The following is a 24,586-nucleotide window of genomic DNA, read 5'->3' as shown; positions in this document are numbered from 1 at the left end:
CCAACTTCTTTGAAAAGTCGGGGATCTTTAGATTTCATCCTAATTTGATTACAATTAGGAAACTGTTTAGGTGAGATTTATGCAACTGTTATCTTTGAGGAATGGCTTTTTGGCGTTAACCTTGACTGCGATCGCTTCAGCCGGCGGGTTAATCACAGCCTGTAGCAATACGGCTTCTCAGAACCAAAGCCAAGCCCCAAACGCAACCGTTACCAATGTTAGCGACAAGCAGATGAATCGCAGCATGGCTATGGATTTAGGCCCAGCCGACGCTAACTTGGATTTACGATTTATCGACGCTATGATACCACACCATCAAGGGGCTGTGGAAATGGCTAAAGAAGCGCAGCAGAAATCAAAACGCCCTGAAATCAAAAAACTAGCAGACAATATCATCAAATCACAAGATCAAGAAATCACTCAGATGAAGCAGTGGCGACAAGCTTGGTATCCCAAGGCGGGAGATAAACCAATGGCTTATGACAGTCAAATGGGTCACATGATGGAGATGTCATCTGACCAAAGTAAAACCATGATGATGAGTCAAGACTTAGGTGCAGCTGATGCTAAATTTGATCTACGCTTTATCAATGCGATGATTCCTCACCATGAAGGGGCTGTAACAATGGCAAAAGATGTATTGGGTAAGTCTAAGCGCCCCAAAATTAAGCAATTAGGCCAAGAAATTATTAAAGCACAAAATACAGAGATTAAGCAAATGCAGCAGTGGCGAAAAACTTGGTATAACAAGTAAGCCTAAGTACAGTTTTGCATAAAATCGTAGTGTTTTTGAATGCAGAGGGACGCATTGGCATTGTAGAGGGAGACATTGGCATTGTAAAGGGACGCATTGGCATTGTAAAGGGACGCATTGGCGTTGTAAAGGGACGCATTGGCATTGTAAAGGAACGCATTGGCGTTGTAGAGAGACGCATTGGCATTGTAAAGGGACGCATTGGCATTGTAGAGGGATGCATTGGCATTGCCAAATTTAATTCGCTACTAATTAATGAAATGCTGTATTAAGTATCTGTGTAGATTCGCCAGCAACCCCCTACTGCCTAATCTCTCTTTCCTGATGAAGTGCGGCGCATTCTCAATTGGCAAATAACAAAATTTGTTTTGGCTGCGTCATAGTTGTCATACATATTCATTTCCGGGCTATCCCAGTCATCTGCAAAGGTTGCTAAATGCGATCGCCAAATCTCAGCCTGCGCTTCGTTAATTCCTTGAGAGGCTAGGTCAATCTCATCCGACCTGATAAAAATTACAATTACTCGCGTTCCTTCACATACATCAGTGGGTTGTTCAGTGAGTTCCACTCGACCATTACGATATGTCCCTTCAACACTAGCTAACATTTTTAACCTTGTTGCTTGTGAATAATAGGACTTACGCAAAAAACCTCTCAAACTCTCATTTCTCCGTGTCGCGCCAGTTGCTTCTCAAGACAGGAGACGCGCAAGGAACAAGTCGGGGAACCCTCTTGGGCGCACTGGCTTCTCTGTGTCTCTGTGGTTCGTTCTTTCATGACCCGTGCGTAAGTCCTGAATAAGTTAAACTGCTTTATAAAACTTTCTCTACCAAACTTTACTCATATTGAGAATAAACCCAGGCAATACCGACTCACCACTAACGGTAGCAGGATTATCCAAACATTCCTCTGGCAATCCAGGACGATAAATATAAACTTGACGCTGCTTACGATCAATCAACCAGCCTAACTGTATTCCTGGCTCATTCATATATTCCTCCATTTTTTCCTTCAAAGTCTGGAGGTTGTCGCTAGGAGATTTAAGTTCAACTACAAAATCTGGACAAATGGGAGCAAACCTTTCTTGTTGTTTTGGAGATAGAGAATTCCACCGTTCTAGTTGAATCCAGGAAGCATCTGGCGATCGCTCTGCACCTGTTGATAGCTTAAATCCAGTACTAGAGCTAAAAGTTATACCTGTACCATCTTGTTCTGACCACACCCATAGCTGTCCTGAGATATTAACTTCTCGGTTTCCTGTCTCTGAACCAGTAGGAGGCATAATTACCAATTCTCCAAATTTATTCCGCTCAATGCGTAAGTCACGATTCACCTGACAAAACTCAAAAAATTGTTCGTCTGTCATTTGCATTGATGACGGAATTTGTAAAACCAAAGGGGATGAAAACATCAAGATTTCCTCCAGGTTCAGATGCCTAGCCAAGTAACTATATTCTCACGCAAAGAAACAAAGACGCCAAGATATAGTGGTTTGCAGTTGAGTCCAATACAGACCTAACCCCCGACCGACCCCTTCCTTACTAGCGTTGGGGAGTAAGACTCAAAGCCTCTCTCCTGCAAGGAGAGAGGTAAAAACTGTACTGCACCCAACTGAGAACAGCTATATAACTTTGCGCCTTTGCTTTTTTATCGGAAATCATTTTCAGATTTACTTGTTAGGCTGAGGAGTTACCCGCAGATAAGGTTTGACTTCCTCATAACCTTTGGGGAATTTCTCTTTGAGTACTTCTGGATCTTTCAGTGAGGGGACAATTACAACATCCTCTCCATCTTTCCAGTCAGCTGGTGTCGCCACGCTGTAGTTATCGGTTAATTGCAGAGAATCAATCACCCGCAAAAGTTCATTAAAGTTGCGTCCCGTGCTGGGGGGATATGTGAAAGTGAGACGGAGTTTCTTATTGGGGTCAATCACGAAAACCGATCGCACTGTTACAGCCGCATTAGCATTCGGGTGGATCATGTCGTAAAGGTCAGAAACCTTGCGATCCGCATCCGCCAAAATTGGGTAGTTAAGGGTGGTGCTTTGAGTTTCTTCGATGTCTCCCACCCAGCCTTTGTGGGATTCAACGTTATCAACGCTAAGGGCGATCGCTTTGACATTGCGCTTGTCAAATTCTGGTTTGAGCTTGGCAACTGTGCCGAGTTCTGTTGTGCAAACAGGTGTAAAATCAGCAGGGTGAGAGAACAGCACTACCCAGCTGTCACCTGCCCATTGGTAAAAATCGATGTCGCCGTGTGTTGAGGCTTGCGTAAAGTTGGGTACTGTGTCACCTAGACGGAGAGCCATGTGAGATTCCCTGTAATTAGAAAAGCATATGTGTTCTACTTTGCCATCATGACATAAAACCCCTATTCCCCAATCGGGCTTTAGCGGTTTGAAACAAAATTTTAGGTTGTCACCACTCTCGGATAAGAGATGGATAAGGTAAAGATTTTAGCTGCATTATGATTAAATCTAGTAACTCAGATTAGAGGCGAAGTTCCTAAGTCTCCCTTTCCCAAAACTTATATGTTAATTGGGATTGGTTTTGTGATTACGGATATCGTTGTCAAAGCACTTCTAGCGCCTATTTGGCAAAAACTGCTGTTGTCTGCGTTGGGTTAAATTGACTTGTTTGCCAGAATTTTCTGATAGGCTTGGATTGTTTGCGCTGCGATCGCATCCCAGCTAAAATTTTCCAATGCATATTTTTGGGCGTTTAATCCCCGTCGTTGGCGTTCTGCGGGATTTTGCAAAGCTTCTTGAAGTAACTCTACCAGTGCTTGGACATCTGTTGCGCCTACCCAACCCGACTCACTATCACGTATCTGTTGACAAATATGCACTTGGTCAGAAATGACTACGGGTACACCTGCTACCATCGCTTCAGCTACAGCAATCCCGAAATTTTCGTAGTAGGAAGGCAAGACAAATAAATCAGCAGCTTGTAGTAAACTAACTTTGAGTTCACCACTAACAAAGCCAGTAATTGTAGTGTGCGATCGCAGCGGTGAATTTTGAATTTGGGATATTATCTTTTGTTCGTAATCTGGATCTTGGGGATTTGTTCCAGCTAAGACAAAATGAAACTTATAACCAACCGCTAATAGCTTCTCCAGCGCCGGAATCAACAAATTTAACCCCTTTTTTGGGTCAATTCGTGACATAAACAGCATTAAAGGCACATCCTTTGATATTTCTAACTGACTAGATACATTTTTAAGAGGTGATTGAGGGGGGATTACACCCAATGGAATCACTAAATCTGGTGTAGATACTCCAAATCGTTCTGATATTTTAGCTTCTTGCTCGCTGGTAAAATGAATTGCTGCGGCACCAGCTAAATTTTGACGTTCTATAATTGCAACATAAAGCTGTTTTAATTGCTTTTTTTTCCGTAAATCAGCTGGATCGAGAGTACCTAAAGGACGGAAAATATAAGGTAGCTTTTGCTGACGACACACAATAGCAGCAGCACTACTTATAGGAGAGAATAGAGCATGAATATGTGCTATCTCAAACTCATGAGCATGACGTTTTAGCCAGTTTAATAAATCTAGGGAAAATTTGTAGCGACGAAATGGGGCGCAACGAAAGTAAATTATTTCATAGCCATCTTGTTCAATTGGGCGATTTAAGGGAATATTCAAAGGTGTTTGACCATTATCACCATTACTATCGGTTGTGAGAATTGTAACTTCCACTCCCTCTTTTACCAAAGCTGGAGCTAATCCTAGTACCATTTGACTGGGGCCGCCGTAAATCAGAGAAATTGAGGGAACGATTTGTAATATTTTCATTTTTTTGCCATTTGTCATTTGCTAATAACCAACGGCTCTTGACTATTAACCAATTCTTGATAAAACTCTAATTGCTGTTTAGCTAAAGCTTTATTTGTATATTTAATCATTGCTTTTTGATAACCCATTTCACCGAGAGTGTGAGCAAAATAGGGTTTATCTATTAATTTAACTAAGCAATTAGCAAGGGCTTGAGCATCACCTTCAGGAAATACTAAACCAGCATCACCAATTACATAGGGAATTTCACCTGAATCAGAACCAATCACAGGTACTTGGCAAGCCATTGCCTCAATTAGCACATGACCAAATTGTTCTTTCCAACCAACTGAAGTTAAGGTTTTAAACTTGTAAGTTGTTTCTGAAGGCAGTACTAAAGTACTCATTAAATTGATATAGTTTGCAACCTCATCATGGGGGACACTTTCTATCAAAATTAACCGTTCTTTAATATTATTTTTTGCTGCTATTTTGATTAACTCAGTTTGCAACTCTCCCCGTCCCAACAGCAGTAATTTCCAAGGTTTATTTTTCAAACTTACTAAGGCTTGCAAAAGTGTTAACAAACCCTTTTCTTGTACAAATCGCCCAACAAAACCTACCACAAAATCCTCTTTATTAATGCCCAACTTAGCTGCTAATTCTGGTTGGGCTTTGGGAGTAAATAAACTTTCATCTACACCCAGTTGTGGCATGACTTTAATTGCTCCTTTATATCCCCGTTGTCGCAAAACTTCTGCCCCATCTTGATTGCCAGAAATGATGCCGTGGCTGTGGTTGAGGTTATATTTTTCTAATAAAGCAACTGGTAATTTAAGTTCATAGGGTAAATTCCACCAGGTAAAAAATACATTTTTTGCCTTGAGTCCTAATAGCTTATTTAAAGCAATCATCTGAGTATAAGCCAGTCCTCTAGACCCTTGCTCCACTTGGATAATTTGGGGACAAAATTGTTTTAACAAAGATATTAAATCAGTGCCAAAGGTAAGGAGTCCCTGATGATTTTGACTAAAGTTAGAAACTGGAACTATTTTAAATGTGCCTTCATTTCGGTATTCAGTTTCAATAATTTTGTTTTGCACGCCACCTGGTTTCCAACGCTTTGGGACTATAACTGTCACTTCAATGTTAGGTTCTAATTGAGATAAAGCGCGTAATTTTTCACAGTTGAGGTCTACTATATAAGTGTGACTAGCAACTAAGATTTTCATTGATATTTATTAATTCTTATTTATTTTTTGTCAGTTGTCCTTTGTTTTTCACTAACTCCTAACTCCTAATTAAAGTTGTTCATCCAATCGACTATAAATTTGACCATCGTTCCATAGTGATTGGATGACAGTACCCAAGGCTTTGAAAAAACCTAAAGTGTAGAAAATAGCACGAGTGGCAATTTTGATGGGGGAACCGCTTTTATGGCAAGGTGGGCGTCCCAGAACGTGACAGTCAAATAAACGGCCGTATAGGCGTAAAGCTTCAGTAGCAGTGAGGTTTTTCAGCCCTAGTAGGAAGTGGTTGTGATAAAAGGTGAGTTGATATTTGAGCGATCGCATACTAATATCATGACAACCCCCTGTTTCTTCGCCTAGATGCACCAAATGGGCCTCTGGGTCATACCAAATCTTATATCCTGTTTGTCGCACGCGTAAACAAAAATCTGACTCTTCCCGCACTGCACTACCGCCAAACCTCTCATCAAACCTCAGCCCGTACTTAGTAAAAATTTCACGGCGGAATGACATATTGCAACCCCTCGCTGTTAGCACTTGTTGGGGTTTGATGGTATGTACTAAATCAATATGATACCAAGCAATTCCTGGGTCCATTGCTTCGGGAGGCAGATATTCAATCTGTAAATCTCCTCCAGAATCACCCAATTTCATTCTGTCAAATACCCGTCCGGCCACAGCCCCCACTTCTGGATTTTGCAAATAATTTTTCGCATGGGCTGCTAACAATTCTGGGGTTAGCTGAACATCATCATCAATAAATAATATTATTTCACCAGAAGACCGCCGCACAGCGTAATTTCGCGCCCCTGGCAAACTCGCCCAATCTAAGCGTAACCATTTAATTTTACCTGCCCCCATCATCTCTTCTAGGTAGGCTTGAATTTCTGGTTGGTGTTTTGGGGTTTGGTCTACCACTAAAACTTCAAAATTTGGATAGTCTTGTTTCAGGACATCTACAATGCTATCCTGTAGCGCTTCCTCTCGACCATAGGTCGGGATAACTACAGTAACTAAAGGATAATTATTCATAATTTTTATTAAGCGATTTTTTTACTTTGATAATAACTTTATACAAATTAATATACTCCTGACACTGCTGTATAAAGATTATCAAATAACTCATTTTGCTTTTCGGAGTTATGCACAATTTGCGCTTGAGCTAATGCTCCTGCACTTAAAAATTCGTAATGTTCTGGTTTATCACTTCTATCAAAAAATTGAATGATTTGTTGCAATGCTTGCTCTGCCAAATAGTCATAGGTGCTGTTTAGAATTTCCCAATATTCATTAGTTTTGATTTTATCTCCGTGCAACCAATTGCTCCAGTGCCTGAGTTCATTAATTGGTAATTCTAAAATATAGCCATTTTCCCCATGACGAATAAACTCTGGTAAAGCACATACATTTGTTGTAATCGCAGGAGTAGCAACGGAAAAGCCTTCGATGATGCTATAACCATAAGTATCATGTAATGTCGCCATTATTTGAAAATGACTTTGCGATAATAACTCAATAACTTTGTCATTAGCAATATTGTTATGAAACACAACATTATTTAACTTTAGTAACTTTAAATCCTCTACATATTTTGCGGTATCGGGAAAATCAGTCGGGACTCCTGAACCATGCCCCATATCTGAAATTATATGTACAGTAATAGGTAAACCTAATTTTTCAGCTTTCTTGGCGAGTCTTAAAGCAACAACTCCGCCTTTGCGGGCAATGTGGTTTCCGATAAATAACAGCTGGAGATTTTGCTGTTCTTGATATAGTTTCGGTTGGCTAACTCTAACTGGGAAGTTTGGATGAATAACATCTAATTTGTTGCTTACTTTTTCTTTTATCTTCCAACCTTCTATCCGCTTAATTAATCTTAACTTGGCATAATCGGAAATAGCGATAAGTTTTTGGCAATTGTCTAACGCTAACCGATTATTTAATAATTCATAAATTGCAGCTTCGCTTTGATTTTGAGGATTTCTATATAAAACACGATGATCCTCAAAGGTGAAAAACCAAGGTTTATTTGTATATAAAATTCTATTGAAAGAATGAATTGCTTGGTATCTTCCCCATACAGGTTGCCAAGCCATAAAGCTGCTTAAAGGATACCAAATTTTTTCTATAGGATATCTGCCTGCGGGGAAAGGCTTGGGGCGGATGAGTGTATGCCGAGAATTTCGAGGTAGATTTGGAATGCTGAGGTGTTTTTGACCTGCTATAATAACTTTTGCCATTTTTATTTCATTTAAATTGTTTTTAGACGTTTTCTCTTGTTTTTTTGCTGAGGGTTGGCATCTTCTTGATCTTGTTTTTCTAGTTCTGGCAATTTAAAAAGAACTCCGGCAAAAAACCAATAATAGACAGCAACCGGATCAACATCCAGAGGATAGTAGTAAGTGTTGTAACTAATAAACAATATAAACACCCACAAAGCTGCTCCGTAACTGCGGAAATTACGGTTTTTTATGGAGCGATAGGTCTTAAAGCCAATAATTGTTAAACTTGTTACCAAACCCAGAAAAGCTAGGACTCCAAGAATTCCAACTTCATAAAGGACTTTGGGATAGTAGGTTTCTACGAGTTTGGTTGAACCCATTACACGAGCAGAGTTAGTTGCTCGACCTAAGCCACTTCCCAAGGGGCCGTCTACGTTTTTCCAATTCTCTTCAAATTGCTGGACAATAAAATCTTGAGGTGGTGAAGCGTCCCAGCGACCTGTAAAACTCTCAGTTCTTTCTTGCACGACAGCAGGGTTAGTCACCATCACAATTCCCAAAACTAAAGCAAGTCCTATCCCTATGGGGATAAACCGTTTGAGGTTGGCAATTTGACCAGTAAGCAATAGTAAAATCCCAAAGCAGGTTGGTACTAGGGCTAAGGCAATTCTCTGTCCAGAGATTACAGCATTGATAAAGACTGTTACTAAAGAACCTAAACCGACCAGTCGCCATATTGGCGAAGGGTCAGTGAAGCCGGTGGCAAAGGTAAAAAAGGTGCTGGAAATTAAGAACCATGCCCACTGCCAAGGAGCTACAAATGTCCCTGGTAGGCGAATAACCCCTTCTTCGGGACTATATAAGAGCGCTCCACCAAAATAACACCGGGCTTCTAATGATGTGACAAATAGAGCATTTCCTTCAAGACCTCTAGTGCCTTGACATACACCAGTTAGCAGTAATAGGTATTGAATAAATCCCAGCACACAGCAAATGAGTATAAGGACAATCTGGAGACGCGATAAAAATAGAAAATCCCGCTTATCGCGAATTAGATAGTAGGCACAACCAATCAGGGGGACATAGCCTAAAAATACTTTCAGTCCCAGAATTCCCATGCCTAAGGGTATTTCTTGAGGCGCTTTTTCCAATAGTCCCACACTAGGCGGGTTAAACTGCTGTCCACCATTAACGAACAACAGCGTTAGCAGACTGCAACCCAAAACAATATAAAGTGGGATTTTAATGCTTTGGGGAATAATTATAGGTAGCCCTTGTTTACGGCAAGTCTGCCAAAGTCCAATTAGTGCTGGAACGTAAAAAGCATCTTTAGCTAATTGGAGTATGGGACTATTGCCCAAGTAGTAAGTGATAGTACCCCCAATAGGTACGTAAATGATGAAGGCATATAGCGCTTGGCGCGGGTATTTGTAGGAAAGGGAGATGATGAGTATCCCCAAAACACCAGGAACTGCTGCTTTAATTCCACCTACAAAAAAAAGCACAATGCCAAAGAAGACACCGCCAATAGTGGCAGTGGTGAGTAAGCTAGTGAATTCTTTACGTGCCTGGGCTGCTTTGCGCTTTTGGGCTAACTGTTCTTTGAGGCTAAGAGTAGGAGTTTCTTTTTTAACCTGTTTTTTTGATTTTTTCTTTTTTGACTTGGATTTTGGCATAGTGGCGCTGTAGCCTATCAGCCTTAAAAAACAATCTATAGCTTACATACAAATGGATTGCAATGGCTATAGCGTGTACAAACCGAATTCATCCTTGACTGATTGATTTAAAGATTTTCGATCAAAAATATTGAAGTTTAACTTCATTGAACCGTAAAAAAGATTTTCCCCTGTTTCTACAATGTAAACTGCCCCAGGAAATGGTAATGGTTCAATAGGTTTATCTTTATTTTCTAATATACCTCTAACTTTACCGTGGTCTATATAATATTTGTAGTATCCATAACCCCGATTATATTCTGCGTTTTCTGGGAGGAAATTTAAGTCATATCGGATAATATTGGATGTCCCGCACATTGAATAGAAATTTTTTCTTTTAATATATATATATTTACTAGCTTCTTTATATTTATAACCTTTATTGATAAACCATCCATTAGAGTTAGGATGTTGCTTAATAAATGTGGCTAAGTTTTTACTGATGCAATCATCTGCATCAACTGCCATAGTGTGAGTTGGATAAAATTGACGAGCATAGATTAATCCCTTCAAGATTTTTCGCCCTTTATCTGTATCTCCTCTAGCTATAGGGTTTGTCTCATTGGGAGGAGGAAAGTCAACTGTAATGTATGTAATCTGGGGATGATTAAATTCTATTTTTGGCTGTTCATGACAAACGACAATAGCGTGAAAATTAGGAGAGATTTGATTGCAAATTGATTTGATGCATCTTTCAAATGATTGTGTAACACGCTCCCAGGAATTGGAAACTTGCGGACTTTTAAGTGGGATAACGAAAACAAGCATTTTATTACCTTATATAGCAATCCTAAATCATTCGTGAGAGATAAAATCGCTGAGATGCCCATAAATACGTACTTTTAATCTCCGTATTTTCTCACATTTCAATTCGGATTGCTATAGAAGATAACCAAAGAACACGCATAGACCTCTTTCCTTGTTAGAAAAGAGGTTTACAATATACGTAAAAGTGCAAATACTACATCTTCCACAGATGACCAAGGCTGGTTAATTTGCAGAAGTTGTGACGACGAAAAAGTTGTACTTTTGAAAGGTGAGATAGTAACCACTCCCTTCCCCACTAAGAATACCCAATTTAACGAACCATGAAGACGCCTTCCTTGCACCTCTGGTAGAGAAGAGAAGGAAGAAAAAGTAGATAGGTAATCTTACACGATGAAGGGAGTAACTTAGACCGCTATGTGTTGCTGGACTTGCCAAACTAATTCATTTGTCCAGTGGTTGGCAAGGTCGGCATTGGCAGCTTCCACCATAACCCTGATCACTGGTTCTGTGCCAGAGGCGCGAACCAAAATTCTGCCGGAATCACCCATTGCTGCTTCAGCAAGAGCGATCGCTTGTTGTACAGGTTGGCAATCTTGCCATCCTAAACGGCGATCGCGATCTACGACTCGCACGTTCCGCAACAGTTGCGGATAGGTCTGGAAGCTTTGATCTACTAATTCTGCTAGGGAAATATCCGCCTGTTTCACTAAAGCTGCTACATGCAAGGCTGTTAACAAGCCATCTCCAGTCACGGCATAATGACGGCAAAGAATATGACCTGATTGTTCGCCGCCTAACATTCCCCCTGTCCGCAGCATTTCTGCTTGCACATATTGGTCACCGACTGCGGTGCGAATCAAGTTACCACCAATTTTTTGCCAAGCTTTCTCAAAACCTAAATTAGCCATGACTGTAGATACAATCAGGTTATCTGGCAGTTGTTGGTTTTGTTGTAATTGGCTTCCCCATAAATAGAGAATGTAATCGCCATTAACTTGCCTTCCGGTATTGTCTACTGCTAAGACGCGATCGGCATCGCCATCAAAGGCAAAGCCGATGTCAGCATTGTGTTCTTGTACTGTTGTTGCAAGAATATCTAGGTGAGTAGAACCGCAGTTAACATTAATGCGATCGCCATCTGCTTCGTTATGCAAGCAGATCACCTCTGCCCCCATTTCTGTAAATACTGATGGTGCTAATCCTACTGCTGCTCCCCACGCCAAGTCTAAGACAATCTTCATTCCGTGAAGATTTAGGGCACTATTTAAGGGTTTTTTCAACGCCTCGCTATAATGCCCCACTAACTCCAAACGTGAGTAATGCCGTCCGCAATTACTGATAGCAATAGGTGATATCTTACCACGCAGTCCCGCTTCAATTTCTGCCTGCAATATTTGAGGTAACTTCCCACCATCCGCACCAAAAACCTTAATGCCATTGTCCTCTGGGGGATTATGGCTGGCAGAAATCATCACTCCGCCAATGGCATCACTGATGCTGGTAAGATAGGCAACGCAAGGAGTGGGACATAATCCCAAATACCAAACCTCTAACCCCGCTGCTGTTAAACCTGCACTCAAAGCCATTGCCAGCATATCGCTGGAGTTTCTAGAGTCCTGTCCGAGAATGACTGGTCCTATTTGAGTAGCATTGTTACGTAAAACAATACCTGTCCAAAAACCAACTTGTAATGCTAAGGGCGCACTTAGTAATTCTCCGACTCGTCCGCGAATACCATCTGTGCCAAATAAGGGATTTGCTGGTAATGGGATTAAATTCAATGCAAAATTGCTCTCAATCCCTTTGCCTAATTCGTCAGCTTCGGAAGCAGAATCCCCAGGAATGCCTGGTGTCCGAGTTATAGATGAAACCATATGTTTAAATACTCCACACAATCACACTGAAAAATAGCACTTAAGACTTTGTTCAGCAATTTTGACATGCTTTTTATGTTGAGAAATTCATTCTAAATCAAAATTAAATTACGCAATAATACTTAAGTGGCTTTAATTGTAAATCTTTCATGAACTCAGTATGAGTTTTTCCGTTACTAGTAAAATTTCCACATTCTAACTGATTATTTCTTTTGTGCCCTCACCTTTAGTCTTGATTTTTATCTGTATTAATTCACACTTTACACTTTTATCCTCTCATAATAGCTGTAATAAATATTACCATAATTTTCTCTGAAGTGTTTTCAGGAAAGCAAAATTTAGCTAATAACAACAAAAGATTGTAAAGTTATATCCCCTTCTTTGTGAAACTACACAAAATCAAGCTTGGTCAGACTTGGGGCAAAATCCTCCAGTTCCGGAGCAACCTCACAGGTAATTGGTATTAGCGTTGTTGCTGTGTAAAAAACTACAAAACGATCCTGACTTAAAAAATTTTAATATAAATTCTCATCAAATAGTTTTAAGGTAACGTTTTAATGGCTTTTTTAGCCGTTAGTGAATCAAAACTCCGGCAGTTAACTTTTTAAAGTTGAGAATTTTAGCATGACCAGCAATTTAGCAACCAAATTACGTGTAGGCACTAAAAAAGCCCACACGATGGCAGAAAATGTAGGTTTTGTCAAGTGCTTTTTAAGAGGAGTAGTCGAGAAAAACTCTTACCGGAAACTAGTTGCTAACTTCTACTTCGTCTACTCAGCGATGGAAGAGGAAATGGAAAAGCATAGCCAGCACCCAATTATTTCTAAAATTAACTTTCCCCAGTTAAACCGCAAGTATACTCTAGAGCAAGACCTGGGTTATTACTTTGGTGCTAACTGGAGAGAGCAAATCAAACTATCTCCCGCAGGTGAAGCTTATGTAAAGCGCATCCGAGAAATATCTGCCACAGAACCGGAACTGTTAATCGCTCATTCATATACTCGTTACTTGGGTGACTTATCTGGCGGACAAATTCTCAAAAATATTGCTGTAACGGCGATGAATTTGTCTGATGGGCAAGGAACAGCCTTTTATGAGTTTCCAGAGATTCCTGATGAGAAGGCATTCAAAGCGAAATATCGTCAAACTTTGGACGAATTACCCCTTGATGATGCTACAACCGATCGCATCGTTGATGAAGCTAACGCCGCTTTTGGCACGAACATGAATATGTTCCAAGAATTGGAAGGCAATTTGATCAAGGCGATCGGTGTGATGCTGTACAACAGCCTTACACGGCGTCGTACACGCGGTAGTACTGAACTCGTCACCGCTAAGTAAATTTTATTAAGTAAAATTTTGTAAATCTAGGGGTAACCTCTCTGGGTTCACCTGAATAAAATCAGGTGATCGCGGGGATGTTGCCCCTACTGCTGTTTGTTCGCTAATTCTATTTACAGAATATATAAACACTGATTCCTAATCTAGTCAGCGCTCAGGGAAGATATAAACAGGCACAATTGATTAAATAATGGCAACAAAAATTCCTGTCACAGTGATCACAGGCTTCTTAGGTAGTGGAAAAACCAGTCTAATTCGCCACCTGCTACAAAACAATCAAGGACGCCGCATTGCGGTTTTAGTCAATAAATTTGGCGAACTCGGAATTGATGGCGAATTGTTAAAATCCTGTCAAATTTGCCCGGAAGATGCTGAGGGCGACAGTAATATCTTTGAATTAACCAACGGCTGCTTATGCTGCACTGTGCAGCAAGAGTTTTACCCGACGATGCAAGAGTTAATTAAGCGGCGAGATAGCATCGACTGCATTTTGATTGAAACCTCTGGTTTAGCCTTACCAAAACCGCTGATGAAGGCTTTTCGCTGGCAGGAAATTCGGAATGCGGCCACTGTGGACGCCGTGATTACGGTAGTTGATTGTGCGGCGGTAGCAGCAGGGACATTTGCCAGTGATCCAGAGGCGATCGCAGTCGAAGACAACTTAGATTCTCGTCCCAGTCATCACGATACCGAAGAAGACCACAATCACGACGAAGAGATTACCTCAGCTAATTTAATTTTGGATCGTACCTTTGACCCAGAAAAGCTGCAACTCCTATTGCAAACATTGGCACAACAACAAGAAATTTACTGGATTAAAGGCTTTGTGGCAGTGCCAAATAAATCCATGCGCCTAGTGATGCAGGGTGTAGGAACCCGATTTGATAAATTTTACGATCGCTCCTGGAAACCAGAAGAGTCCAGCCAAACCCGCTTAGTTTTCATCGGTCGTGATTTGAAATTCTCAGAAATCGAATCGCAGCTAGTAGCTTTATAAGTACTTATAACTCCTAACCGGAGGCGGAGCGTCTCCGGCTTTGCTCCTAACTTAAATCCTCAATCCTCAATTTACAAAACTATGACTATTTCTCAACTATTTAACGTTGCCAATCTTTTTGTGTTACCTTTTTGGACATTGATGATTCTCTTGCCAAATTGGAAAGTGACACGGCGAATAATGGAATCATATCTGCCTTTTGTGCTATTAGCTGGAGCGTATTTGTATTTGTTTATCAACAGCATTACGCCAGAAAATGCCCAAGCTTTATCGAATCCCCAATTAGCTGATATTGCACGATTTTTTGCAGATGAAACAGCTGCTGCAACGGGTTGGATTCATTTTTTAGTGATGGATTTATTTGTCGGTCGCTGGATTTATTGGGAAGGGCAAAAAACAGGTATTTGGACAATTCACTCCCTTGCACTGTGTTTCTTTGCTGGCCCTTTGGGATTACTGTCTCACATCTTGACTAGCTGGATTACTAAGACATTTTTCCCCAAATTCCAGCAGAATGAAGCGGTGACGGTAGGAGAAAAAGCTGCGTCATCATCTGGCACATAATTGTATATGGTAATCATAAATTGTTTATGAAAAAGCAGATCCCCGACTTCTCAAAGAAGTCAGGGATCTATAGCTTGATAGATTAGGGAATCAGTTTACTGCTATTACCAATTATCTGATTTTAAAATTATTAAGCGTTGTCATGTCTATAATCGGCATCTAACCAACAGCGTGGTAAAACTTCACCTGAAGGGAAAACAAGATTTTCTTTTTTAAAAGTTTCAGGTTGCTGTTCTTCTTGACCTTCTTGGTCTTTTGCATGAACAACATCACTATTAGGGTCAAGTAATTCCTGAATTTCAAGAATTTTTACCAATTCTCCACTATCTTTGACTTGTAAAAGCATAGAAATTGCCTCAATGAGTTTGCATGAAAGTCCAAAACGAGTTTCAAGATAAACTTGCTTAGATCTCAACTGATTTAGAACACTAACATTCCTTAATTGTTAAAGGAAATTTTACCAGATATGCATACATAAATTGCACGAGATTTATCTATGTGTATCTGTGGTTTTTATTTTTATTACAAAATTAATACAGCAAATAAATTCCCAATTCAACATATTAATCTAAAATTGAATAAGGGAATGCTGACCGATAAAATTATCTAATTAAAAGAATCTTAGTTTTAGCGATTAGATTTCGCGTTGATATTTTTCTAAAATATCTACTAAGGTGACCTGGGATTGCAGTGGTAGTAAATCGATTAAAGGAAGTTCGCTTTTACCTCCACCGATTTTTACTGGAATTGATTTCAAGACTTTTATAACTTGGTCTTCATTTACATTCTTGGAAGTAATTAAGGGATACAACTGTTCAGCAACAAGGGTATGCAGTTTGGCATTAGATAAATAAAGATGCCATTTGGCAATGTCTATGTAGACGTTTTCGCCAATTTCAGCTGCTAGGGCTTCTAGTAGTTCTGTGGTGTTAGTCTTAGCCATAAAAATAACCCTACATTAAAAAAGAGCGCAAAATCTCAGGCTTTCTCACATTATCGCTCAATTGAGAGGCTAATCCTACTACCACAGGTTACAATCGCCCCAGCATCAGTAGTCCGTCTTCAGATGGATTTAGATGGATCACTGTAGTTAGCGATCGCAGCAATATAAATTAGATGTACTAACAATATTCCTGTCCAACTTAAAGTCACCCCAGGCAGCCATTCCCAGGTAGTGGCTTTCAAGATGTGGAAAAACCACAAGCCAGAATTAATACTAGCAGCGATCGCCACATGGATGGCAAAATTCATCCGGTCATCTATCTTGCGGTAATCAGGATCTTTGCGATCGGGTTCGCGAGGCCAACGAGGAGGCATAAATATTTGTTACAGATTTTAATACACTTACTCATTCTAAGGTTTTTGGGACAGGGGTTGCTATTAGACCTCTATAACCAGTCATAATCTAATTAAAAAAGCCAACGGGCAGAACAGTTTGCAGCATACTTACAGATTTTTTCAAAGTAAAATGCGCCCTTATCTAATGCTCTTGCAGGAAATAATCTCCTGATTTCCCGCCACTCTTACTGATTAAACGAATCGATTCAATTTGAATCGACTTTTCCAAAGCTTTTGCCATATCGTATAAAGTCAGGGCAGCCACAGAAACGGCAGTTAAGGCTTCCATCTCTACACCAGTTTCAGCTTTGGTTTTGACTGTGGCTTGAATTTGATAACCAGGTAGTTGCGGATCGGGTATAATTTCGACTGCGATTTTTTGTAAAGGCAACGGATGACACAAAGGAATTAAAGTGGCTGTTTGCTTGGCTGCCATAATCCCAGCCAATCTTGCAGTTGCTAACACATCTCCTTTTGGCACATTTCCGGCTTGAATGGCAGCGAAGGTTGCAGGCAGCATCTGCACATTAGCAGCGGCTACTGCTTGGCGAACGGTGGGTGCTTTGTCAGACACATCCACCATCTGTGCCTGTCCTTGGCGATCTAGATGGGTTAAGTTGGCAAAATTAGATGGAGAATTATCTTGCATCATTTAATTAGAACGTGTTAATATAGATTGTCGGTGAGGGCGTGTAGCTCAGTGGACTAGAGCACGTGGCTACGGACCACGGTGTCGGGGGTTCGAATCCCTCCTCGCCCGTTTTTGAAAGTTAAGAGTTGATTAGGAGTGAGGAATTAAAGTTCCTCACTCCTAGCCTTTAAGTTGTTCAAGGCGTAGGCATCTGGAGCTAGACCTAGTGCGAAGCGCAGAGAGTTGGATAAGTTTTTGCTCGACTGGGTGAGGAAAAGGACAAGTGCAACAGAAGTGATCGCAGCACCGTAGCCAAACATATCGCGGTAGCCTACCTGTTCAGCGATGATACCCAGAAGAGGAGCAGCGATCGCAATTCCTAGGTCAAGTCCAGCTATGCATAGAGCAAAAATTTGCCCCCGTTCTTGCGGCAGTGAGCGGTCTGCCATCATCGTGATCATCATGGAGATCAGTGTACCACCACCAGCACCTTCAGCGATCGCAGCCAGTAAGAAAAAGATTACGCTGTGAGCCTGCCACAGCAGTATTAACGCCAAAACGTAGCAAAAAATACCAAAGGTAATAAACAAACCACGACCGAAGCGATCGCTTGCCTTACCAGCAAACACTCTGATACTAAAACTAGAAATTGCCGAAGCTGTAAAAAACAGTCCGCCATTAAAATCCACATTAGTGGATTTGAGGAATAACGACACAAAAGTGTGTACAGCACCTAGGGACAAGCCAACCAGCAACATAACTATCGTTGGAACTTTTATCCGTGGACTGCTTAAAATTTGCCAAAAGTTGCGATCGTTTCTCTCTGTTTGCTGTTGTGTCTGCACTGGCGGATTCGTGACTTGTACAATCCCTAAGAGAGCGACAAAACCCAATTCTGCACAGAAGAGAAATAATATCCCGTAACCACTTGTAGCTTCTAAATACCCACCCAAGGCAGGGCCAATTGCTAAACCAAGGGGAGTTGCTAGGGTCATGTAACCAATGATTTCACCACGAGTTTCGCCGGGAGCTAAATCAGCGATTAACGCACTGTAGCCAGTGGTAAAAGCGGCAACACTAATGCCATGAAAAATCCGCACCAGGATCAACAGTGGAATTGATTGGGTTGCCAAGTAACCAAAGGGTGCGATCGCAGCTACGATCGTACCAATCAACAAGACAATTTTTCGACCATCTTTATCGGCTAATCGTCCCAGCATCGGGCGAGATAGCAATAACCCAATAGCGAAACTGCCCATCACAATTCCAATTTCTTGCTTGCTTGCGCCCACATCATCGATGTAAAGCGGTAGGGTTGGTAAGAGCGAAGATATGCTCGACCAGAATAATAAACCTGCTGTAAACAAAATCAGCAGGTTGCGCCGTAGTCCAGCGTCAAAGGTATTAAATGCTTTCAAAGTAGATGCAATTTAATTGGTTTTTGTCATTTGTAATTAGTCATTTGTAATTAGTCATTTGTCCTTTGTCTAGAGTCAACCAAATATTTACTCTTAATTATTTACTAATGACCAATGACCAATGCCCAATGCCCCATAACTATTGTTACCTTAGTCAATATTTTTTGCTACCACCTCTCGCACACGATAGATAGGCCGTCCTTGGGATTCATGGTAAGTACGCATGAGCAATTCTGCCAAAAGACCGAAGCAAAACAACTGCACTCCAGTTAGTAACAGGAGAACTGCCAAAATCAGCAAAGGGCGATTGCCAATGTCCTCATGGAAAGCAAATTTGACGAACGTCAAGTGAATTCCGATCCCTGTCCCCGAAACCATTGAAATCAAGCCCAATAGCCCAAAAACGTGCATCGGGCGGGTGAGGAATCTTTTCATAAACAGAATGGTTAACAAATCCATCAACACCCGGAATGTCCGCCAAATCCCATATTTACTCCGACCAAAACGACGGGCGTGATGACGCACTGGTATTTCAGTAATTCTAGCTCCTTCAATGTACGCCAGGGCAGGTAAAAATCGGTGTAGTTCCCCATAGAGATTCATATCTGCCAATAGTTCTGCCCGATAGGCTTTCAGCGAACAGCCATAGTCATGAATATTCACGCTGGTGGTGCGACGAATTAGCCAATTGGCAATTTTGGAAGGAAGTAACCGATTTACAGCACCATCTTGGCGTTTTTGTCGCCAACCACTCACCAAATCGTAACCCTCGCCCAGCTTTGCTAATAACATGGGGATATCAGCTGGGTCATTCTGGAGGTCAGCATCTAAAGTAACGATCGCTTTACCTACAGCATAATAAAACCCAGCAGCCATAGCCGCAGTTTGACCGTAGTTGCGACGCAAAATCACCGCTTTTAAATCAGTGCGGATTTGCGCCTGTTCTTTGAGAAACTCCCCGGAACCATCTGTAGAACCATCATCCACACAAATTATTTCATAATTTATCTGACTAGAGGATAAAGTAGATGCGATCGCTTCTAGTAAAAGCGGCAAACTTTCCACTTCGTCATGTATCGGCACCACCACCGAAACATCTGGGACAATTGCTAAAATCACCCCATTTTCCTGACTCAACCCTTGATAAACCTTCCCACTCCTCATATACCTGTGCGTCCTGTGCATCTCTGTGGTTCGTAACTCTTAAAAACTCTACCAGCACCTCGCAGCTGCTGATAGTACGACTGACTAACCCTATTTCCCTGTTCCGAGAGAACATCAATCCCAATCCCATCCCGTCCCTGCTCTTTCCCAGAACTATGGATGTAATAACCATCCGCTAAATAAAGTCCGACATGGGTTGCTTTTTGGCTAGTTCCAAAAAATACTAGATCCCCGGCTGCTAATTCTGCAATAGTAATTGGTTGAGTGAATCCTTCCTGTTGATAAGCATCTCTGGGTAACCAAATGCTTACCGAAGCAAACGCCGCCTGGATCAACCCAGAACAGTCATAATTTGGTGCTACTGTACCACCCCAAAGGTAATAATTGGATTGTTGCATCGCTTTTTGGGTAAAGGCGATCACCTTTGCTAGGAGTTTTTTAATTTCAGATTCAGAAAATGTTGCAGCCTGATAAGGTACAGTAGCTGATTGTAATGAATCAAAATCTGAAAGGGATACCCATCCCGGATAGTCATCTTCACACAAATACAGCTCAACCGCTGAATTTTGATGATTTGATGTTACCCATAAATGTCGCCCAGATGCGGCTTGAGTTGCCAAGCGTGTACATTCAGGAGAATCATATAAGTTCAGGTTAGCTAGACACTGATATTCCCCTGATTTTGGATTTGGGATTTTGGATTTTAGATTAAAGGACATTATTCGAGAATGATTTTTTTTAATAAAGACGAACAACTCGAAAATCTTGGGTTAGGCATTTTAGATGCAACTTGGGCAGCATTTGGGACTTTAGCCCGTAACCAAATTGCGTTAACTTGGGTTGTTTACGATCCACCAGTGCTAGTAAATACTGGTGGCGCTCTGACTCCCAAAGCTTTTTGGGATCACCCAGTTCGTGGTTTCACTTATCGCGGTGTTGAGCGGATTTATCCCGCCAGTGTAATCAAGCTATTTTATCTGGTGGCGGTAAACGAATGGTTAGAAAAAGGCATGAGTCAAACCTCCAAGGAGTTGGAGCGAGCCTTGCAGGATATGATTGTAGATTCTAGTAATGATGCTACCAGCTTGATTGTGGATATTCTCAGTGGTACCACCTCCGGTCCACATTTACCAACTGGACCCTTTGAAACCTGGAAATATCAGCGTAATATTGTTAACCGCTATTACCAATCCTTGGGTTGGGAAGAAATGGAAACGATTAACATCTGTCAAAAAACTTGGGGTGATGGCCCCTATGGACGAGAACGGGCGTTTGTGGGAGAGTTACTGGAAAATCGTAATATGGTAACAACAAATGCGATCGCTAGGTTACTGCATAGTATTATAGGCGGGGTGGCAGTTTCAAGTGGGCGATCGCAAGCAATGATGGCTTTGCTCAAACGGACTCTCAACGATTTGTCCGCTGACGTTGAGGAAGATCAGGTAACAGGTTTTTTAGGTGGTGGACTGACTGAAAATGCTCAAATTTGGTCAAAGGCCGGTTGGACAAGTCAAGTTCGCCATGATGCCGCGTATATTGAATTACCAAATCAGCGCCCCTACCTCTTAGTGGTATTTACTGAAGGCAAAGCACAGGCTAAGAGCCGGGCTATTTTGCCCTTTGTTTCTAAATTAGTTGCCGAAGCGATCGCTAGTCTATAATTTCAAACTGCCTCGTTCCCAGTCGAAGACTGGGAATGCCTACTCAGAGGCTCCGCCTCCCTCATTATTGGCATCCCAATTAATAGCATTTTCAGGTGTAACCTGGAAACGAGATTTTCAAAACTTTTGGCTTAAATTGACACCAATGCACATCTGTGCATATATATTATTTCAACTTAAATTCATCAAACTTCAATACTTCCGAATCCGGCTTGCGAGTATCAAAACGATAACTACTTATTGTACCCGTCCCCGTATCAAAGATACTGAAAACCGTAATATCATTACTCGTAATATAAGGCATCGGCTTCCCATCTTCGCCCAGCAAGGGAGCAATTGTTGGCACTATCGGCTCTAAACCATTGGGATCACCAACCTTAACATAATCCTCTTGATACCCAATTGGTACTTCTCGCTTTCTGTCACCCCAAGCAGCACCGTAAGTATTGCCCACATTAGATGTTTCCAGAAAGTGCATTCCACTGGGACTAACAAAGCGGTTCCACAAATGGGAATGCCCATAGAATACCAATTGTACATTAGCCGTTTCTAGTAAAGGCACAACATCGCGGATAATATAATCTGCGTCTTTCGGGTACTCGTAACGCACTGCTTTGATATTATTACCATCTCGTTCAATTATTTGAATTGGATCTGTATAAGCAGGAACTATATTATCACCTAGAGTGTGAGGCGGATGATGGAACATCACGACTTTGTATTTTGCTTGTTTAAACTCAGATCTGTCAAGTTCTGCCTCTAACCAATTGTACTGCTTGCTGCCTTTAGCAATTGGCTCATAAATCAACTGCCCATAACCCCAATTTTCAGGATTATTTAAATCCTTTTCTGCTTCCTGATATCTACCCTTACGCTTTCCATCTAAGCTGGGAGTGCGCCACATATTTGTAGCGTACAGTACCACCAAACGCACATCACCAAAACTGACTGCATAATACCTTTTTCCACCCTCTTTACTTTTTGGTAAAGAGAAAATCTCTTCGTAGGTATTAGTATTAAAAGAATTATCTATTAAAGATTTGTCCTGGTAGATTTTTTGAGCAACGACACGGGGAATTGTATCATCAAATTCACCATCTAAACTTCCTATCCTGGCAAATCGCCCCATCACCTCATGATTACCAACGCAAGTAAACATGGGTGCATGTTGAATTATTTGTCCACCAGTATAGGTTGTCTTAACACCGTTGTGCGTCATGTCATATTTAGCACGACCTTGTAAACCAGGAAACAATGCACCACCACTATTATTATCAAACCATTCTGAGGCGCGATCGCTAACGTTGACCAAATCACCAGCAAACCACACCCCATCGACTCGTCCAATTGTTTCTACCACCTTTTGCAGATTTGCAGATGTCATCGGCTTTAACTGATGGTCGGAGGTCAGCAGAATTTTTAATGGTGTATTCGGTTTTGGAGTAGCTGCGAGGCTAAAAACATCACTGCTAACACTCTCGCCGTCTTCTCTCCTACTCGTAACCCGATAGTTTAGCCGCACACCAGGAGTTAATCCAGTCACCTCAGCTTCATGTCGCCAAATGTCTCGCTGAACGGGTTTTTGATAAACTTGATTATTTTTGGTTTGGTTTGCAACTCTTGACTCTTGGTCTTCACGCGTGCGACTAAGTTTGGTAGTATTTGCCTTGGCAGTTTGTTTGAGATTTTCGCCGTAGGTTGCTGTGTGATCAACACCAGCAAACTCAGTAAACCAAACTACTCGCACTGAGGTTTCAGTTGGCAGTTGCAAAAATGGGTCGGTGAGCAGTTGGGGTGCTAATGTCATAATTGTTTGCCCAAATAAACGCACACTTACCATAAAGCATATAACAAGGGCAAGCATAGCCACTGAGGAGATTTTACGGCGGCTTTTGCGTCTGAGCATAAGTAATACACCAAATTTTTCAGAGTATTCACTGACTGAACGCAGTTTTATTATTAGCCTTTTTAGTGTTTCTAATACAGAACGCGAAGCAATATCTAAACTAGTCCAAAAGTGCCTAGACGCAAAAGGCGTTAACTGTGAAATATGGGAGAAAGAAATAGATGATCTCGCTGCCCTGTATGGCTTGTAGGACAATATACTAGAATTAAACTCAATAGGGTTAACCCTAACAATGGCAGATATTTACGAAGATGTCCTAACTGTATAAGGTTGAAAAAATCATGCAAGCAGCTTTACGCATCACAACTAAAGTTTTACCAGGAAACAAAATAGAAATAGAACTTCCAGAATCCAAGATTGGTGACACCGTTGATGTATTTGTTATTTTGCCAGAAAAGCCTAAAGTTAAACGGCGTTCTGCAATAGAAATTATAGAAGAAGTTCACGCTAAACGCACACCAAAAAGTGTTGAAGAAATAGATAGACAGCTGCAAGAGGAACGGGATTCATGGGACAGTTAATACTCCCCTCTTCTGGCGTCATCTATATAGATACATCAATCGGAATTTACAGTGTTGAGTGGAACCCCAATTACTATTCACTACTGCGACCCCTATGGTTAAAATTTCACACAGGAGAAATTGAAGTTGTCAGCAGTGAACTTATATTGATGGAGACTTTAGTTATTCCTTTGAAAAACAATGATACCTTTTTAGTCAATGCTTACGAAGAACTGCTGTTGTCAGAAAATATGCAACTAATTCCTATCAGTCAATTTATACTGCCACAAGCTGCTAACCTTCGCGCTACAACAAACTTAAAAACACCTGATGCTATTCATGCAGCTATAGCCTTATCTGTTAATAGCAACCAGTTTATAACCAACGATAAAGGCTTTCGCAATGTCCCCGGTTTACCAGTTATTATCCTCAGCGAAGTTTTAGCATCTTGAACTCTGGATATGCTGCGTTAAATAAATTTTATGCACCTTAGGACAATTATTTTTTCAAAGATTCTAGATAATTTAAAATTCTCTGATTTTCCAGCGTTAACTCTCTAATATCTACGGTATCTGTATCACTCACAATACTGAACTCAATTTATTTGTAGTGAAGCTTTGGAATGATTTTATGCTAAAGATTTTATATCATCTGGCAGACATGATTAAAAAACCTGCCAATCTTTTAAAAAGACTAACAGGCA

At 41.1% G+C, this 24,586-nt stretch carries 26 protein-coding genes and 1 tRNA gene; 9 read left to right on the top strand and 18 right to left on the bottom strand.

Annotation, left to right across the window (positions count from 1 at the left end; genetic code table 11):
* The first annotated feature begins 79 nt into the window (after positions 1-79).
* Together V7K21_RS11835 and V7K21_RS11830 are read left to right on the top strand one after the other, a co-directional pair.
* Positions 80-754 (top strand): DUF305 domain-containing protein, encoded by a 675-nt coding sequence (locus V7K21_RS11835; protein ID WP_335174385.1) that lies wholly within the window; start codon positions 80-82, stop codon positions 752-754.
* Between the two features lie 14 nt (positions 755-768).
* The gene (locus tag V7K21_RS11830) at positions 769-1,026 is read left to right on the top strand and encodes a hypothetical protein (protein ID WP_335174383.1); all 258 of its coding nucleotides are present in this window, start codon (positions 769-771) and stop codon (positions 1,024-1,026) included.
* A gap of 35 nt (positions 1,027-1,061) precedes the next feature.
* Here V7K21_RS11830 and V7K21_RS11825 read toward each other — a convergent pair whose 3' ends face one another.
* From V7K21_RS11825 to glmM, 10 genes are all read right to left on the bottom strand, one after another.
* Positions 1,062-1,361, bottom strand: coding sequence for a hypothetical protein (locus tag V7K21_RS11825; RefSeq protein WP_335174381.1), 300 nt, complete (start codon positions 1,359-1,361; stop codon positions 1,062-1,064).
* Between the two features lie 219 nt (positions 1,362-1,580).
* Positions 1,581-2,165, bottom strand: a complete 585-nt coding sequence (locus tag V7K21_RS11820; protein WP_335174379.1) for a Uma2 family endonuclease — start codon at positions 2,163-2,165, stop codon at positions 1,581-1,583.
* 258 nt (positions 2,166-2,423) lie between these two features.
* A complete protein-coding gene (locus V7K21_RS11815) occupies positions 2,424-3,062 on the bottom strand; it encodes a peroxiredoxin (RefSeq protein WP_335174377.1) in 639 nt (212 codons plus the stop codon).
* A 314-nt stretch (positions 3,063-3,376) separates the two neighbouring features.
* The gene (gene hpsP / locus V7K21_RS11810) at positions 3,377-4,555 is read right to left on the bottom strand and encodes a hormogonium polysaccharide biosynthesis glycosyltransferase HpsP (RefSeq protein ID WP_335174375.1); all 1,179 of its coding nucleotides are present in this window, start codon (positions 4,553-4,555) and stop codon (positions 3,377-3,379) included.
* A 14-nt stretch (positions 4,556-4,569) separates the two neighbouring features.
* A complete protein-coding gene (gene hpsO, locus V7K21_RS11805) occupies positions 4,570-5,766 on the bottom strand; it encodes a hormogonium polysaccharide biosynthesis glycosyltransferase HpsO (RefSeq protein ID WP_335174373.1) in 1,197 nt (398 codons plus the stop codon).
* A 69-nt stretch (positions 5,767-5,835) separates the two neighbouring features.
* Positions 5,836-6,816: a hormogonium polysaccharide biosynthesis glycosyltransferase HpsN gene (gene hpsN, locus V7K21_RS11800; protein ID WP_335174371.1), complete on the bottom strand. Its 981-nt coding sequence runs from the start codon at positions 6,814-6,816 to the stop codon at positions 5,836-5,838.
* Positions 6,817-6,863: 47 nt separating this feature from the next.
* A complete protein-coding gene (locus tag V7K21_RS11795) occupies positions 6,864-8,024 on the bottom strand; it encodes a glycosyltransferase family 4 protein (protein ID WP_335174369.1) in 1,161 nt (386 codons plus the stop codon).
* A gap of 11 nt (positions 8,025-8,035) precedes the next feature.
* The gene (hpsL, locus tag V7K21_RS11790; RefSeq protein ID WP_335174367.1) at positions 8,036-9,682 is read right to left on the bottom strand and encodes a hormogonium polysaccharide biosynthesis protein HpsL; all 1,647 of its coding nucleotides are present in this window, start codon (positions 9,680-9,682) and stop codon (positions 8,036-8,038) included.
* A gap of 66 nt (positions 9,683-9,748) precedes the next feature.
* Positions 9,749-10,489: a glycosyltransferase family 2 protein gene (locus V7K21_RS11785; protein ID WP_335174365.1), complete on the bottom strand. Its 741-nt coding sequence runs from the start codon at positions 10,487-10,489 to the stop codon at positions 9,749-9,751.
* A gap of 404 nt (positions 10,490-10,893) precedes the next feature.
* Positions 10,894-12,363, bottom strand: coding sequence for a phosphoglucosamine mutase (gene glmM, locus V7K21_RS11780; protein ID WP_335174363.1), 1,470 nt, complete (start codon positions 12,361-12,363; stop codon positions 10,894-10,896).
* Positions 12,364-12,987: 624 nt separating this feature from the next.
* On the opposite strand from glmM, the gene V7K21_RS11775 reads away from it, so the two are divergent.
* From V7K21_RS11775 to V7K21_RS11765, 3 genes are all read left to right on the top strand, one after another.
* Positions 12,988-13,704: a biliverdin-producing heme oxygenase gene (locus tag V7K21_RS11775; RefSeq protein WP_335174361.1), complete on the top strand. Its 717-nt coding sequence runs from the start codon at positions 12,988-12,990 to the stop codon at positions 13,702-13,704.
* A 190-nt stretch (positions 13,705-13,894) separates the two neighbouring features.
* Positions 13,895-14,701, top strand: a complete 807-nt coding sequence (locus V7K21_RS11770; protein ID WP_335174359.1) for a GTP-binding protein — start codon at positions 13,895-13,897, stop codon at positions 14,699-14,701.
* Between the two features lie 81 nt (positions 14,702-14,782).
* Positions 14,783-15,265 (top strand): ABA4-like family protein, encoded by a 483-nt coding sequence (locus V7K21_RS11765; RefSeq protein ID WP_273767390.1) that lies wholly within the window; start codon positions 14,783-14,785, stop codon positions 15,263-15,265.
* A gap of 130 nt (positions 15,266-15,395) precedes the next feature.
* On the opposite strand, the gene V7K21_RS11760 is transcribed toward V7K21_RS11765, so the two are convergent.
* From V7K21_RS11760 to moaC, 4 genes are all read right to left on the bottom strand, one after another.
* Complete coding sequence (locus tag V7K21_RS11760) at positions 15,396-15,611, bottom strand: acetyltransferase (protein WP_334724935.1); 216 nt, start codon at positions 15,609-15,611, stop codon at positions 15,396-15,398.
* A 288-nt stretch (positions 15,612-15,899) separates the two neighbouring features.
* Entirely contained in the window at positions 15,900-16,208 is a 309-nt protein-coding gene (locus V7K21_RS11755; protein WP_335174356.1) for a DUF3181 family protein, read from the bottom strand.
* A gap of 119 nt (positions 16,209-16,327) precedes the next feature.
* On the bottom strand, positions 16,328-16,582 hold the full coding sequence (locus V7K21_RS11750; RefSeq protein WP_273767384.1) for a hypothetical protein: 255 nt from the start codon (positions 16,580-16,582) through the stop codon (positions 16,328-16,330).
* 163 nt (positions 16,583-16,745) lie between these two features.
* Entirely contained in the window at positions 16,746-17,255 is a 510-nt protein-coding gene (gene moaC / locus V7K21_RS11745) for a cyclic pyranopterin monophosphate synthase MoaC (protein WP_442948871.1), read from the bottom strand.
* Positions 17,256-17,289: 34 nt separating this feature from the next.
* Here moaC and V7K21_RS11740 point away from each other — a divergent pair.
* A tRNA-Arg gene (locus tag V7K21_RS11740) sits at positions 17,290-17,363 on the top strand.
* Positions 17,364-17,398: 35 nt separating this feature from the next.
* Here V7K21_RS11740 and V7K21_RS11735 read toward each other — a convergent pair.
* The 3 genes from V7K21_RS11735 to V7K21_RS11725 all read right to left on the bottom strand — a co-directional run bounded on the left by V7K21_RS11735 (position 17,399) and on the right by V7K21_RS11725 (position 20,535).
* Positions 17,399-18,652, bottom strand: coding sequence for an MFS transporter (locus V7K21_RS11735; protein ID WP_335174355.1), 1,254 nt, complete (start codon positions 18,650-18,652; stop codon positions 17,399-17,401).
* A gap of 150 nt (positions 18,653-18,802) precedes the next feature.
* Positions 18,803-19,816 carry a glycosyltransferase family 2 protein gene (locus V7K21_RS11730; RefSeq protein WP_335174353.1) on the bottom strand — a complete coding sequence of 338 codons (1,014 nt, stop codon included), beginning with the start codon at positions 19,814-19,816 and terminating at the stop codon, positions 18,803-18,805.
* Entirely contained in the window at positions 19,813-20,535 is a 723-nt protein-coding gene (locus V7K21_RS11725; RefSeq protein WP_335174351.1) for a C40 family peptidase, read from the bottom strand. The genes V7K21_RS11730 and V7K21_RS11725 overlap by 4 nt, the downstream gene beginning before the upstream one ends.
* Positions 20,536-20,544: 9 nt before the next feature.
* Here V7K21_RS11725 and V7K21_RS11720 point away from each other — a divergent pair, with 9 nt between their 5' ends.
* A complete protein-coding gene (locus V7K21_RS11720) occupies positions 20,545-21,477 on the top strand; it encodes a serine hydrolase (RefSeq protein ID WP_335174349.1) in 933 nt (310 codons plus the stop codon).
* Between the two features lie 166 nt (positions 21,478-21,643).
* Here the strand turns inward: V7K21_RS11720 and V7K21_RS11715 are convergent, their stop codons facing one another.
* The gene (locus V7K21_RS11715) at positions 21,644-23,284 is read right to left on the bottom strand and encodes a metallophosphoesterase (protein WP_335174347.1); all 1,641 of its coding nucleotides are present in this window, start codon (positions 23,282-23,284) and stop codon (positions 21,644-21,646) included.
* Positions 23,285-23,664: 380 nt separating this feature from the next.
* Between V7K21_RS11715 and V7K21_RS11710 the strand changes: the two genes are divergently transcribed.
* Both V7K21_RS11710 and V7K21_RS11705 read left to right on the top strand, forming a co-directional pair.
* Entirely contained in the window at positions 23,665-23,904 is a 240-nt protein-coding gene (locus V7K21_RS11710) for a hypothetical protein (protein WP_335174345.1), read from the top strand.
* Positions 23,892-24,335: a type II toxin-antitoxin system VapC family toxin gene (locus tag V7K21_RS11705; protein WP_335174343.1), complete on the top strand. Its 444-nt coding sequence runs from the start codon at positions 23,892-23,894 to the stop codon at positions 24,333-24,335. The genes V7K21_RS11710 and V7K21_RS11705 overlap by 13 nt, the downstream gene beginning before the upstream one ends.
* Positions 24,336-24,586 lie beyond the last annotated feature (251 nt).

Source organism: Nostoc sp. (genome assembly GCF_036919595.1).
Lineage (GTDB): Bacteria > Cyanobacteriota > Cyanobacteriia > Cyanobacteriales > Nostocaceae > Nostoc.
The sequence above is the reverse complement of the archived record's forward strand: the minus strand, read 5'-3'. Positions and strand labels throughout refer to the sequence as shown.